Source organism: Amycolatopsis sp. AA4 (assembly GCF_002796545.1).
Taxonomy (GTDB): domain Bacteria; phylum Actinomycetota; class Actinomycetes; order Mycobacteriales; family Pseudonocardiaceae; genus Amycolatopsis.
This window is the reverse complement of the sequence record NZ_CP024894.1, coordinates 3,078,458-3,091,052: the sequence shown is the minus strand read 5'-3', so window position 1 is coordinate 3,091,052 and position 12,595 is coordinate 3,078,458. Positions and strand designations below refer to the sequence as shown.

At 71.2% G+C, this 12,595-nt stretch carries 8 protein-coding genes; 3 read left to right on the top strand and 5 right to left on the bottom strand.

The genetic code is table 11. The features are described 5' to 3' along the window. Window positions 1-59: 59 nt before the first annotated feature. Window positions 60-2,075 (bottom strand): glycosyltransferase, encoded by a 2,016-nt coding sequence (locus tag CU254_RS14550; protein WP_009076879.1) that lies wholly within the window; start codon window positions 2,073-2,075, stop codon window positions 60-62. After that, a complete protein-coding gene (locus tag CU254_RS14545; protein WP_199785907.1) occupies window positions 2,072-2,692 on the bottom strand; it encodes a DUF998 domain-containing protein in 621 nt (206 codons plus the stop codon). Before CU254_RS14545 ends, CU254_RS14550 begins: the two co-directional genes overlap by 4 nt. Before the next feature lie 393 nt (window positions 2,693-3,085). On the opposite strand from CU254_RS14545, the gene CU254_RS14540 reads away from it, so the two are divergent. Further along, the gene (locus CU254_RS14540) at window positions 3,086-3,667 is read left to right on the top strand and encodes an OmpA family protein (protein ID WP_009076875.1); all 582 of its coding nucleotides are present in this window, start codon (window positions 3,086-3,088) and stop codon (window positions 3,665-3,667) included. Window positions 3,668-3,777: 110 nt separating this feature from the next. On the opposite strand, the gene CU254_RS14535 is transcribed toward CU254_RS14540, so the two are convergent. Next, window positions 3,778-5,094, bottom strand: a complete 1,317-nt coding sequence (locus CU254_RS14535; RefSeq protein ID WP_009076874.1) for an MFS transporter — start codon at window positions 5,092-5,094, stop codon at window positions 3,778-3,780. Between the two features lie 145 nt (window positions 5,095-5,239). Beyond that, complete coding sequence (locus CU254_RS14530) at window positions 5,240-5,980, bottom strand: IclR family transcriptional regulator (RefSeq protein ID WP_009076872.1); 741 nt, start codon at window positions 5,978-5,980, stop codon at window positions 5,240-5,242. Window positions 5,981-6,107: 127 nt separating this feature from the next. Between CU254_RS14530 and CU254_RS14525 the strand changes: the two genes are divergently transcribed. Both CU254_RS14525 and CU254_RS14520 read left to right on the top strand, forming a co-directional pair. Then, window positions 6,108-7,289, top strand: a complete 1,182-nt coding sequence (locus CU254_RS14525; RefSeq protein ID WP_234392829.1) for an acyl-CoA dehydrogenase family protein — start codon at window positions 6,108-6,110, stop codon at window positions 7,287-7,289. Further along, complete coding sequence (locus CU254_RS14520; RefSeq protein WP_009076868.1) at window positions 7,289-8,479, top strand: CaiB/BaiF CoA-transferase family protein; 1,191 nt, start codon at window positions 7,289-7,291, stop codon at window positions 8,477-8,479. Before CU254_RS14525 ends, CU254_RS14520 begins: the two co-directional genes overlap by 1 nt. Window positions 8,480-8,548: 69 nt before the next feature. Here CU254_RS14520 and CU254_RS14515 read toward each other — a convergent pair whose 3' ends face one another. Then, window positions 8,549-12,433, bottom strand: coding sequence for a Pls/PosA family non-ribosomal peptide synthetase (locus CU254_RS14515; RefSeq protein ID WP_100266788.1), 3,885 nt, complete (start codon window positions 12,431-12,433; stop codon window positions 8,549-8,551). Window positions 12,434-12,595 lie beyond the last annotated feature (162 nt).

The window sequence follows — 12,595 nt, the reverse complement described above, 5'->3', positions numbered from 1 at the left end:
TTCGCCGGATCCCTCCCCTTCGTCCGGCGAACCCGGCCATCCCCCCTTCCCCAGAGATCTCACGCTGCGGCGGGCACCGCGGCGACGCGGCCCATCGCCTCGGAGTAGCAGGCTTCGAAGGAATCCAAAGTGGACTCCAGTGCGTGCCCGGCGATCATCTTTCCGCTCGCCGCCCCCATCCGCGCCAGCGTCGCCGGGTCCGCGACCACCGCGTGCAGCCGTTCGGCCAGCTGCCCCACATTGCCCGGTTCGAACAGCCAGCCGTTGTAGCCCGGACGGCACAGGTGCGGCAGCGCCATCGCGTCCGCGACCACCACCGGCTTCCCCGCCGCCATCGCCTCCATCGTCGCGAGGCTCTGCAGTTCGGCGATTCCTGGCATGCAGAAGAGATCCGCGGCGGCGTACGCGTCCAGCAAGTCCTCTTCGGACACGAACCCGCGGAACCGCACCCGGTCGGCGATCCCCAGCTCTTCGGCGAGCTTTTCCCAGGCCGCCCGGCAGGAACCGTCGCCGACGATCTCCGCACGCAGGCGAGGCACGAGCGCGACCGCGCGCAACAGCTCGTCGACGCGCTTCTCTTCGTCAAGGCGTCCGACGAACAACACCGTCGGATCGGCAGCGGACCGGGGCACCTTACGCAGGCGGTACCGGTCGATGTCGATACCGCAGGACACCGGGACCGCACGCTGCGGGAAACCGTTGTCGTGCAGCAGTTCCACCGCACGCGGCGTCGGCGCGGTCACCACGCGGGCTGTCGAGAACACGCGCGTCAGGTCCCGCCATGCCCAGCGCGAAGCAGCGCCGCGCAGCCACGTCGGCACTCGCACGTGGCCGAACAGGTTCTCCGGCATGAAGTGGTTCGTCGCCACCCCCGGGACACCCATCTCGGCGGCGTGCTTCAGCACGTACCTTCCGACCACGAAATGCGCCTGGACGTGCACCAGGTCGGGCTGCAACTCCTCCAGCAGCGCAGCGACGTCCTTGCTCACCTCCCAGGGCAGGCCGATCCGGAAGGTCCGGTGGAACGGCGTGCGATGCGACCGGACGCGGTGCACCACGACGTCGCCGTCCCGTTCGGTGCGCGCCGGGCCCTCCGGGTCGACGCTGATCACGTGGACCTCGTGGCCGCGGCCGGCGAGCCCGGTGGACAGCCGGTACGCGAATTGCGCCGCGCCGTTGACGTCCGGCGGATAGGTCTCGGCGGCGACCACTATCCGCAAAGCCCGGTCGTCGTTCACTGGATGCTCCGATCTGGTGGAGTGGACGGAAGAAGAACTGCTGCGGCTCAGCACCGCGACGCCGCCGACCGCCAGCACCGCAGCGGTCAGCGCGACCGCGGTCGCCGTGGCGTCGAGGTGGGTGGCTTCGCCGAGCACCCCGGCGCCAAGGCCCACCGCGACCAGCGGATCCACGACAGTCAGGCAAGCGACCGCGAGGTGCGGCGGACCGCATCGGTAGGACAACTGCACGAGCCAGCCGCCGACCAGCAGCGCCGTCACCATCGCGGCCACGGAGACCGCGGTGCCGAAGTCGACGGTTCCCTCGCGCAGTTCAAGGGAAACCGCTCGCATCAGGACCGAAACGAAGCCGTAGGCAGCGCCGCCGGCCGCGCCGAAACACAGTCCGCGGACCGACGGACGCGAAGCGAGCGCGCCGATCAGCGTCAGCAGCGCCACGATCCCCAGCACCAGCAAGGCCGCCCGCGTTTGCGCGTCGGCCCCGACCTCGGTGCTCGTGGTGCTGCCCGCGGCGACTGTCACGAACGTCCCGACGCCGAGCATGGTGACCGCGACCGCGGGCAGATCCCGCCGCCTCCGGTCGAGAATCGCGGTGATCGCCACGGCGATGACCCCGACCGGCTGCACGACAGTCAGCGGAGCCATGCCCAGCGCGACCGCGTGCACGCCCGCCCCCGAACCGAGCAGGGCCAAGCCGCCGAGCCAGCGCGGTGCCCGGATCAGTTCCCCGATCCGCGTCCGGCCGGACAGCCCGGTGACGACACTGTGCTGCAGAAGTGCGCCCGTGGCAAAGAAAAACGCGCCGAGCACGGCGAGCGCAATGGCGAGGACAGTCATGCGGCCGCCTCGGTCCGGGCCATCGCGGCAACCGCGAAAAGCTGTGCGTAGAGGAGGGCGTACAGCACCCGCTCGAACAACCCCAGGAATTCGGGCACGGACTGCTCCAGCAACGGCGCGTGTGCCAGCAGAAACGCGAGCGAAGCGGCGCCGGAGGCCAGCGAAAGCCAGCGCACCGACTTCGCTTCCGGCCGGCGGCGCGCCAGCAACCATCCGGCCAGCGGCAGGCAGACGAACATCGCCGCACCGGCATATCGGTGCACCGCACCGGAAAACGACGTCTCCACGCCGGTCGGATCCGTCGGGAAGAAGGTCGCGACGACCAAACCGGCCGCCCACAACGCGATCAGCACCGACTCCGCGCTGCCGCTGGGCAATCCCTGCCTGAGCAGCGCGTGCCGGACCAGCAGCGACGCACCGGCGAGCCCGAGCGAAGCCGCCGCCAGCAGCACCGCGCCGCCGGGCGGGAAGACGTAATCGCTGATGACGTCGCGGACCGGGTCGACCGTGCCCGCCGCCACCAGGTGCAGCAGCAGGATCGGCACCAGCGAAAAAGCCAGCGCCCCGGCGGCGATCGCCGGCGCCGTCGCCCTGGCTTTCCGCGTTATGAGGGTCACATCGCTCAGCATGCTGGCGGCCGTGCGCACCCGGCATCGGGGAACACCCTGAGATGCACCCCTGGAATCCGCCGCCGGTCGCGGGGCCTTTCGAGGCCGGGTCGGACCGGACGAACGCCTCGCGACGGTCGGGCAAATCGCCCAAAGCCGAGATGAATAGGACGTTATACACCCACGGCGCGCGGTGATCTTACTGTCCTTTGTGGACACCCGGGGTCCCTCACCCGGGTGGATGTCGATTCCGGCGCACGAGGCCGCGAACCGCCGCGCTCGCCCTGCTGACGGGGCGAAACCGGGTGGTGGCTCGGCGCGTTCGGCGAGCGCGTCCCGGTTGCCGGTGCCCGGGCCCCGTGTTCAGATCCCGGCGAACCCAGCCGAAGGAGCGCAATTCCCATGCAGAGGGCACTCGTCAAGGCGGTCGTCGGGGCCGCAGCCGTCGTCGCGCTGGTCAGCGCGTGCGGGTCGGGCGGATCGAACGACTCGTCCGGATCCAAGGCGTCCGGGCAGAACACCGCCCAGTCCAGCGCGGCCGCACAGCCCAGCGGCGCCAACCAGTCCGGCGACGCCGGGCAGAACGGCGCGTCCGGACAGAACGGCGCGTCGGGCCAGAACGGAGCCCCCGGACAGGGCGGCCCGGCCGCGCAGGCGGTCACCGCGGCGATCCAGCAGGCCTCGCAGGCCTCGCCGATCAAATTCGAGCCGGAGAAGGCGGAATTGACCGGCAAGGCCAAGGAAGGCCTCTCCGCGATCGCGAAAGCCATGCAGGGCAACGACGTCAAGCTGAAGGTCGAGACCCACGCCGGCTACCCGGACGCGGAGAAGGCGAAGAAGCTTTCCGAGGAGCGCGCGCAGGCGATCGCGAGCGCGCTCGAGGCCGACGGCGTGGCCAAGGACCGCATCCAGAGCGAGGCGCACGGAAACGAAAAGGCGCAGGGCGACCAAGCCTTGGACACGCAGCTCAGCGTCGCTTCGTGACTCCGGCCCCGTCGTCGTCGCCTAGCCGGGCGAATTGATCGGCGGAGAGGCCAACGCGTTGCGGCCCCGGTGCCTTGGATGGGCAGCCGGGGCCGCACCGCGTTGCCGGTTCAGTTGAGGGCGTTGCGGCTCTGATCGGCGAGCGCGCCGAATCCGATGCACAACGCACCCGCGATGAACAGCAGCGAAACACCCCAGGTCGCGTGCGTCGCGGACGCTTCCACGATCGCCAGCGCGGCCAGCGGCGCGAGCCCGCCGGACACCGCTCCCCCGACCTCGCGCCCGGTGCCGAGGCCGGTCGACCGGACTTCGGCCGGGAATTGCTTGGCCAGGAACGCACCTTGCGCGGACAGCATCGCCGGGACCACGATGCCGGTCGCGAACACCAGGCCCAGCCAGATGTACCAGCTGACGCCGGTGTCGAGCAGCCAGAAGAACGGGAACGCCAGCAGCCCGGTCGCGATCGCACCGGCGACGACCACCTTCTTCGCGCCGATCCGGTCGCTGATCCACCCGGCGATCGGCACCGTCACGATCGCCATCCCGCTCGCGATGCTGATCCCCAGCGCGCCGATATTCGCCGGCACGCCGCGGAAATTCGTCAGGTAGGCGAGGGAGAACGTCTTGAACACGTAGCTGACGCCGTTGTAGCCGATGGTGATCACCATGACCACCGTCAGCGCGCGCCAGTCGCTGCGGAACAGCTTCACCAGGGGCCGGTTCGCCCAGCCGCGCGGCCGGTTTTTCCTGCTGCGAACCAGGTTCTCGAACTCCGGGGTCTCCGGCACCCGGCGGCGCACCCACACGCCGACGCCGACGAGCAGGAAGCTGGCCAGGAACGGGATCCGCCAGCCGAAGCCGTGCAGGAATTCCTTGTCCAAAGTGGTCAGTCCGGCGACGGCGAGCGAGGAGACGAGCAACCCGACGTTCACGCCGAGCGCGGGCCACGAACCCTGCCGTCCGCGTTTGCGCGGATCAGCGTGCTCGTAGGCGACCGCGATCGCGCCGCCGAATTCCGCCCCGGCGCCGAGTCCTTGCAACAGCCGCAGCACCACGAGCAGCACCGGCGCGAGAAGCCCGGCGCTCGCGTAACTGGGCAATAGTCCAATGCCTGCCGAGGAAACGCCCATCAGCACGAACGTCCACGACAGCACCTTTTTGCGGCCGATCCGGTCGCCGAGCGCGCCGAACACGATGCCGCCGACCGGACGGGCGAGGAAACCGACCGCGAAGGTCGCGACCGAGGCCATCGTCGCGGCGGCGTCGTTGCCGGGCGGGAAGAAGACGTGGCCGAAGACCAGCGCGGCCATCGACGCGTAGAGGTAGAAGTCGAACCACTCGAGCGCGGAGCCGACGACCACCGCGACCCCGACTCCGCGCGGGGCTTTCCGGGTCGTTCCGACGCTGTCGTCCACAACACTGGGCATGGTCCTGCTCTCCGGAACTGGGGCACAGGCGAGCGGAAGCCAGCCGGCGCGCGCCGTTGCGTGCGTATTTGGGAACGCTTGATGCGTATATCCGGATGCTAAGAGACCGCGAACACACCGGTCAAGGGTCTCCGGGAATTCGGGCTCAGCCCTGGCGCGCGGCTTCCCAGCGCTTCACGACCGCCGCGGCGATGCCCGCCAGCGCGTCGCCGATCTCCGGCAGCCGTCCGGAAATCCGCGGGGTGGGACCGGCGACCGCGATCGCCGCGACCACCTCTCCGTCGACCAGGATCGGGCGCGCCGCCGCGCTCACGTCCGGCAGGGTTTCGCCGCGGTTGAGCGCGACCCCCTTGGCGCGGACGGTGTCGAGTTCCTCCATCGCGGCCCGCACTCGATCGGCGTCCGGGAGCACTGACTTCAGGTACGCCTCGCGCCGGCGCGCCGACCAGTACGCGAGGAAGATCTTGCCCGCGCTCGGCGGATACAGCGGCCGCCGCGTGCGCAACGGCGCGGAGTAGCGGATCGGCTGTTCGGACTCGACCGCGTCCACGTAGATCAGCGAATCGCCGACCGCGGCGCCCAGCATCACGGTCTCGCCGAAGCGGCGGCGCAGTTCCTCCAGCGCCGGCCGGGCCGCGGTCGCGATGCCGGGCAGGCCGCCGGTGAGCAGGTTCCCCAGCGCGGGACCGAGCCGGTAGGCGCCGTCGGCCTCGACCAGGTAGCCGGTCGACACCAAGCCTTTGACCAGGCCGAACACCGAGGATTTCGGCGCGTCGAGGGCCACCGACAGCTCGTGCAGCCGCATGCCGGGCTGCCGCGCGACGCATTCGAGGATGCTGGTGACGCGGCCGACCGTCCGGTGGGCCTTGGCCGTCGACTCGGTCATGGCAGCCTCCCCTGCGTTCGTACATACGAACCCTATCGCGGCGACCGCCCTGGACGGTGCTTGACCCGGACCGCGCGCCGCCTTACGTTGGACGCATATCCGAACTCGGCGTTCTTATATGCGCACAATGGAGAGCAGCACTGTGGACTTCCAGCTGAGCCAAGACCAGGAGGACATCCGGCGCGCCGTGCGCGAGCTGGCCGCCCGGTTCCCCGACGAGTACTGGGCCGAACGCGACGAACGCGGCGAGTTCCCGCGCGAGTTCTACGACGCGTTCGCCTCCGCGGGCTGGCTCGGCATGGCGATCCCGGAGCAGTACGGCGGCGGCGGGCTCGGCATCCTCGAAGCCGCGCTGCTGCTGGAAGAAGTGGCCGCGTCCGGGGCCGGGATGAACGGGTGCAGCACGATGCACCTGACGATCTTCGGGCTGAACACGATCGTCAAGCACGGCAGCGAGCAGCTGCGCCAGGAAATCCTGCCCGGCGCGGTCGACGGTTCGCTGCACGTCTGCTTCGGCGTGACCGAACCGGACGCGGGCACCGACACCACGCGCATCTCCACCTTCGCCCGCCGCGAAGGCGATTCCTACGTGGTGCACGGCCGGAAAGTCTGGATCACCAAGGCGGGCCAGTCGCAGAAAATGGTGCTGATCGCCCGCACCACGCCGCGCGACGAAGTCGAGAAGCCGACCGACGGCATGTCTCTGTTCGTGGTGGACATCGAGTCCGACGCGGTGCAGCTGCGCGCGATCCCCAAGCTCGGCCGCAACGCGGTGCCGTCGTACGAGGTGCTGATCGACGGCTTGCAGGTACCGGAATCGGCGCGCGTCGGCGAGGAGGGCAAGGGCTTCCGGTACCTGCTCGACGGGCTCAACCCGGAACGCATCCTCCTCGCCCACGAAGCGCTCGGCATCGGCCGGGCCGCGCTGCGCCGCGCGGTTCGGTACGCCGGCGAACGGCAGGTGTTCGGCCGGCCGATCGGGCAGAACCAGGGCTTGGCGTTCCCGCTGGCCGAGGCCGCGACCAGGCTCGACGCGGCGGAGCTGATGGCCCGCAACGCCGCTTGGCGTTACGACCGCGGCCTGTCCTGCGGCAAGGAGGCGAACATGGCGAAATGGCTGTGCGCGGACGCCGGGTTCCAGGCCGCCGACCAGGCGATCCAGACCCACGGCGGGATGGGCTACGCGCGGGAGTACCACGTGGAGCGGTATTTCCGGGAGGCGCGGCTGCTGCGGCTCGCGCCGATCAGCCAGGAAATGGTGCTGAACTACGTGTCCCAGCACGTGCTCGGGCTGCCGAGGTCGTACTGATGGGCGCGCTCGACGGACTGCGGGTGCTGGACCTGTCGCGGGTGCTGGCCGGGCCGTACTGCACGCAGATGCTGGCCGACCACGGGGCCGAGGTGATCAAGGTCGAACCGCCCTCGGGCGACGAAACCCGGACCTGGGGTCCGCCGTTCCTCTCCGAAGGGACGAGCGCGTACTACGCGAATCTCAACCGGGGCAAGAAGAACATCGTCCTCGATCTGTCCGGTCCGGACGGTCGTTCGCTGCTCGGCACCCTGCTCGCGGGCGCGGACGTGGTGGTGGAGAACTTCAAGGCGGGCACGCTCGCGCGGTGGGGCTGGCCGGACGAGACGATCCGGGCGGAGCATCCGGCGCTGATCCACTGCCGCATCACCGGCTTCGGCACGGACGGCCCGCTCGGCGGCCTTCCCGGATACGACGCGGTGCTGCAGGCCTACGGCGGCCTGATGAGCGTGAACGGCGAGGCGGACGGACCGCCGCTGCGGATCGGCGTGCCGGTGGTCGACGTGGTGACCGGGGTGCTCGGGTTTTCCGGGATTCTGCTGGCACTGCACGAGCGGGCGCGGTCCGGGCTGGGCCAGCTGGTGGATTGTTCTTTGCTGGACACGGTGATCAGCTTGCTGCACCCGCATTCCGCGGCTTGGCTCGCCGACGGTGCGGTTCCGCAGCGGACCGGTTCGGCGCATCCGTCGATCGCGCCGTACGAGACTTTCTCGACCGCGGACGGACCCTTCTTCGTCGGCGCGGGAAACAACCGGCAGTTCGCGGCACTGGTCGACGTGCTCGGTGCCCCCGGGCTGGCTTCCGATCCGCGGTTCGCTTCGAATGCCGATCGGGTGCGCAATGCCGGTGCGCTCCGGGCTGAGCTGAGTGTCCTGATCGGACAGTACAAACGGGACACTTTGACTGAGTTGCTGCTGGCGAAGGGGGTTCCGGCTTCTCCGGTGCACGACCTCGCGGAGGCGATGAACGCTCCGCAGGTGCGGCATCGGGAGATGGTCGTGGAGCGGGACGGGTACCGCGGGGTCGGGGTGCCGGTGAAGCTCGGCCGGACGCCGGGGTGTGCCGCTGAGCCGCCGCGGCCGCCGGGGGCGGATACGCGGGAGGTGCTTGCCGCGGCGGGGCTTTCCGCCGCGGAGGTCGATGCCGCACTCGCCAGCGGGGCGGCGCACACCGGCCTGCCGCGGACCTAGCCCGCTCACCGCCACGAAACCGCTCCGCAGGTGTGGGCGGCTCCGCGCAGCGGAACCGCCCACCGGGAGTCACCGCCAGGGACGGACCGGCGTGCCGCGCCACCGGGTGCGCGGCGGGACAGTCTCCCCCGCCATCACCAGCGAACCCGAACCGACCGTCGCGCCGTCGGAAACCCCGCTGCCGGGCAGCTGGAACGCGCGCGGCCCGAGAGTCGCACCGGGGCCGAGGCGGACCGGGTCCAGACGCATGACTCGGTCGTGGAACAGGTGGGTCTGCAGCACGCAACCGCGGTTCACCACGGCACCGTCGCCGAGGTGGACGAGGTCCGTTTCCGGCAGCCAGTAGCTCTCGCACCAGACGCCGCGGCCGATGCGGGCGCCGAGGGTCCGCAGCCACCAGTTCAGCACCGGCGTGCCGAGGAACGAACCGGCGAACCACGGGACCGCGAGGGTTTCGACGAAAGTGTCGTACAGCTCGTTCCGCCACACGAACGCGCTCCACAATGGATGCCGCCCCGGCCGGAATCGGCCGACCAGCGTCCATTTCATCAGCGTCGTGAGCAGCGCGGCGAAGAGACCGGCCGCCACGAACACCGCGGGCGCGAGCGCGGCGGCGACCCAGAAGCCGTCCGCGAGGTCCACTCCGGTCAGCACCGCGCTCACGGCGAGCCCGAGCAGGCCCGCGATCAGCAGCGGCGCGATCCGGCACGATTCGACCAGCGCGCGGGCCAGCTTCAACCGGCGCGGGGGCGCGAAAGTGCGGGCCGGGTCGGCGGAGTCGGCGGTCCGGCGCAACTCCAGCGCGGGGCGGCCGAGCCAGGAGGTGCCGTCGGGAACTTCCGCGGGGGTGTCGGACAGGACGCCGACGAGCGAGCCCGAGCCGAGCGTCCGCTCCGGGCCGACGACCGCGGAGTTGCCGACGAACGCGCGCTCGCCGACCTCCGAGATTCCCAGCCGGACCCAGCCGCGGTCGAGTTCGTACGGTGCGGCGAGGACGTCGTCCGCGAGGAAAGCGCCGTCCCGCACCCGAAGCAGCGACGGCAGACTGAGCACAGTGGACAGTTCGACGTTGCGGCCGATCCGGGCGCCCAGCAAGCGCATCCACACCGGGGTCGCCAGCGCCGCGTAGAGCGGGAACAGCTGCCGCCGAGCGATTTCCAGCAGTTCGTGCACGAACCAGGCCGCCCAGCCCGCCCGGCTCAGGACCGGATGGACCCCCGGTCGCACGGCCAGGCTGGCCAGCCGCACGAGCACGACGATCGTCAAGGCGTACACCACGATTCCGGCGAAGACGAGCAACGGCGTCCACGGCAGGATCGCCAGTGCGGCGCTGCGCGGGTCGTCCGCCGCCGGGACCAGGAGCAGCGCGACCACGATCAGCGGAATCGCGGACACGAACAGGAACAGCGACCGCACCGTCCCGCCCAGTGCGAAGGCCAGCGAGTACCGCTTCGCCCGCGGTGCCGCCGCGGCCGGTCGCGCCGGGCGTTCTCCCGAAGGCCCGGCCGGGGAGCCGCCCCAGACCGCGCCGTCCGGTACGCGGGTGTCGAGCGTCGAGCCGGGCAACAGCACCGATCCGGTGCCGAGGTCGGTGCCCGGAAGCAGCGTGCTGCGGCCGCCGACCCGGGCGCCGGCGCCGACTCGGACGCGGCCGATCCGCAGCACCGAACCGTCCAGCCACCATCCGGCCAGGTCCGCCTCGGGCTCGATCGCGCATCCGTCGCCGAAGTCGGCGAGACCGCTCATCGGCGGCGGCGAGTGCAGGTCGACGCCCCGGCCGACCCGATTGCCGAGCAACCGGGCATACGGCGCGGCGAGCGGCGTACCGGCGACCCCGGGCGCGCCGACCACGGCCGCGAACCGTTCCGCCGTCCAGAGTCGCAGGTGGACAAGACCGCCGCGGCGGTACTCCCCCGGCGCGAGCTTGCCGCGCAGCATCCGCACCCCGCCCGCGGCGAGCAGCATCCGTCCCGGCGGGCTCAGCAGCACCAGCCACGCGGGCACGAGGATCCACCACGACATCCGCGGCAGCCACTGCATCGGCAGCACCAGCGCGGCGAGCGAGCCGAGCAGCGACACCGCGAGCAGCCACCGCGTTCCGGACAGGGCCAGCAAAACCAGCTGCACCCCGGCCTGCCACCAGCCGCTGCCGCGCACCGGGGCGACCCGCGGCTCCTCCGCGGCGACCGTTTCGACCGGCGCTCCGTCGAGGCGCTCGTACAGCTCCCGCGGCGTCGGGCAGGAGTACACATCGGACACTGCCGCGCTCGGATACCGTTCGCGCAGCACGGAAACGAGCCGGGCGGCGGTCACGCTCGAACCGCCGAGGTCGAAGAAGTCGTCGTCCGGACCGGCCGCGGTTCCGAGGTGCTCGCTCCACACCTGCAGCAACCACGCCAGCCGCGGATCGGACGGCACCACCGGCGCGGCGGCCGGTTCTTCCAGCGGCCACGGCAACGCGTCGCGGTCGAGTTTGCCCGATGCGCGGACCGGCAGATCCGGCACCAACGCGAGCCGGGGCACCAAAGCCGCGGGCAACCGGTCCCGCAGCAGGCTGCGCGCGGCCGTGCGATCGAGGGTGTCGCCTTCCGGCACCACGTAGCCGACCAGCACCTGCGCGCCGCTGTCCGTGCGCTGCACGACCGTCGCGGCCGCGGCGACCCCGGGCAACGCACGCAGCGCGGCGTCGATCTCGCCCAGTTCGACGCGCCGTCCGCCGATCTTGACCTGACCGTCCGCGCGGCCGACGAACTCCAGCCCTTCCGGCACCGCGCGCACCAGGTCGCCGCTGCGGTACGCGCGGCTCCAGCCGAGGCCCGGCAGCGGCACGAACTTCTGCGCGTCCTTCGCCGCGTCGAGGTACCGGGCGAGGCCGGCGCCGCCGATCACCAGCTCGCCGCTGCGGCCCCACGGCACCGGGATGCCCGCCGGGTCCTCCGGGTCGACGACCGCGAGTTCCCAGCCGTCGAGCGGCAGCCCGATCCGCACCGGTTCGCCCGAGCGCAGTCGCTGCGCACACGCGACGACCGTGGTTTCCGTTGGGCCGTAAGTGTTCCAGATTTCCCGTTTGCCGTCGTCGAAGCGCGTCACGACCTCCGGCGGGCACGCTTCGCCGCCGAGGATGAGCAGCCGGACGCTGGCCAGAGTGTCCACTGGCCACAGCGCGGCGAGCGTCGGCACTGTCGACACGACCGTAACGCCGCGCTCGACCAGCCACGGCCCGAGGTCCGCACCCGCGCGGACCAGCGAGCGCGGAGCCGGGACGAGACACGCGCCGTGCCGCCACGCCAGCCACATTTCTTCGCAGGACGCGTCAAACGCGACACTCAGCCCGGCCAGCACGCGATCGCCCGGGCCGAGCGGCTGCGCGGTGCAGAACAGGCGGGCTTCCGCGTCCACAAAGGCCCCGGCCGCGCGATGCGTGACGGCGACGCCCTTGGGCTTGCCGGTGGAACCCGAGGTGAAAATGATCCACGCGTCGTCCTGCGGCTGCGGGCGGACTCGCGGCCACTGTGGTCCGCGCGACTCCGGCACTCCCGCGTCGGTCAGGACCAGGCTCACCTGAGCTTCTGTCCACACTGTCTCGGCACGGTCGGCCGGATCGTCCGCGTCGACCGGAACGTAGGCCGCGCCAGTGGAAAGAACGGCGAGAATGCTGCGGTACAGCGCCGCGGTGCCGGAGGTCATCCGGATGCCGACGCGGTCGCCCGGTTTGACGCCCGCGGTGCGGAGGCGTCCGGCGAGTTCTTCGACCTGCGCGGCGAATTCGCGGTACGTCGCGCGCTCGGTTCCGTCGTCGAGCGCGAGCGCGTCCGGGTGCTCGCGCACCGTTTCGGCGAAAATGTCGTAAAGCGTGCGCACGGCGGGCGCCGGACCCGCCCGGTAAACCGCCGCCGCCCCTTCGGCGAGCCTCTCGGGCGCGACGGTGCGCGCCCGATCCGCGTCCAGCGTCACAGGAAAACCTCTTTCCAGGAGAACAGGAGTCACGAAACCGGCCGGACACCACTCAACAATGAGCGGTGTGAGGCCGGGCTGAAGCAGCAGTGCCGTTCCCCGGCACTGAAATCGGAACAAGAACAGAAATCAGGCAATCCCCCAGCCGCGGCTGTGCGGCTC

Bases quoted from the DNA above. Each gene is read 5' to 3' on its own strand.
- CU254_RS14530 (WP_009076872.1), bottom strand. From the start codon at position 5,980: ATGACCGAGTCGACGGCCAAGGCCCACCGGACGGTCGGCCGCGTCACC.
- CU254_RS14520 (WP_009076868.1), top strand. From the start codon at position 7,289: ATGGGCGCGCTCGACGGACTGCGGGTGCTGGACCTGTCGCGGGTGCTG.
- CU254_RS14540 (WP_009076875.1), top strand. From the start codon at position 3,086: ATGCAGAGGGCACTCGTCAAGGCGGTCGTCGGGGCCGCAGCCGTCGTC.
- CU254_RS14550 (WP_009076879.1), bottom strand. From the start codon at position 2,075: ATGACTGTCCTCGCCATTGCGCTCGCCGTGCTCGGCGCGTTTTTCTTT.
- CU254_RS14525 (WP_234392829.1), top strand. From the start codon at position 6,108: ATGGAGAGCAGCACTGTGGACTTCCAGCTGAGCCAAGACCAGGAGGAC.
- CU254_RS14535 (WP_009076874.1), bottom strand. From the start codon at position 5,094: ATGCCCAGTGTTGTGGACGACAGCGTCGGAACGACCCGGAAAGCCCCG.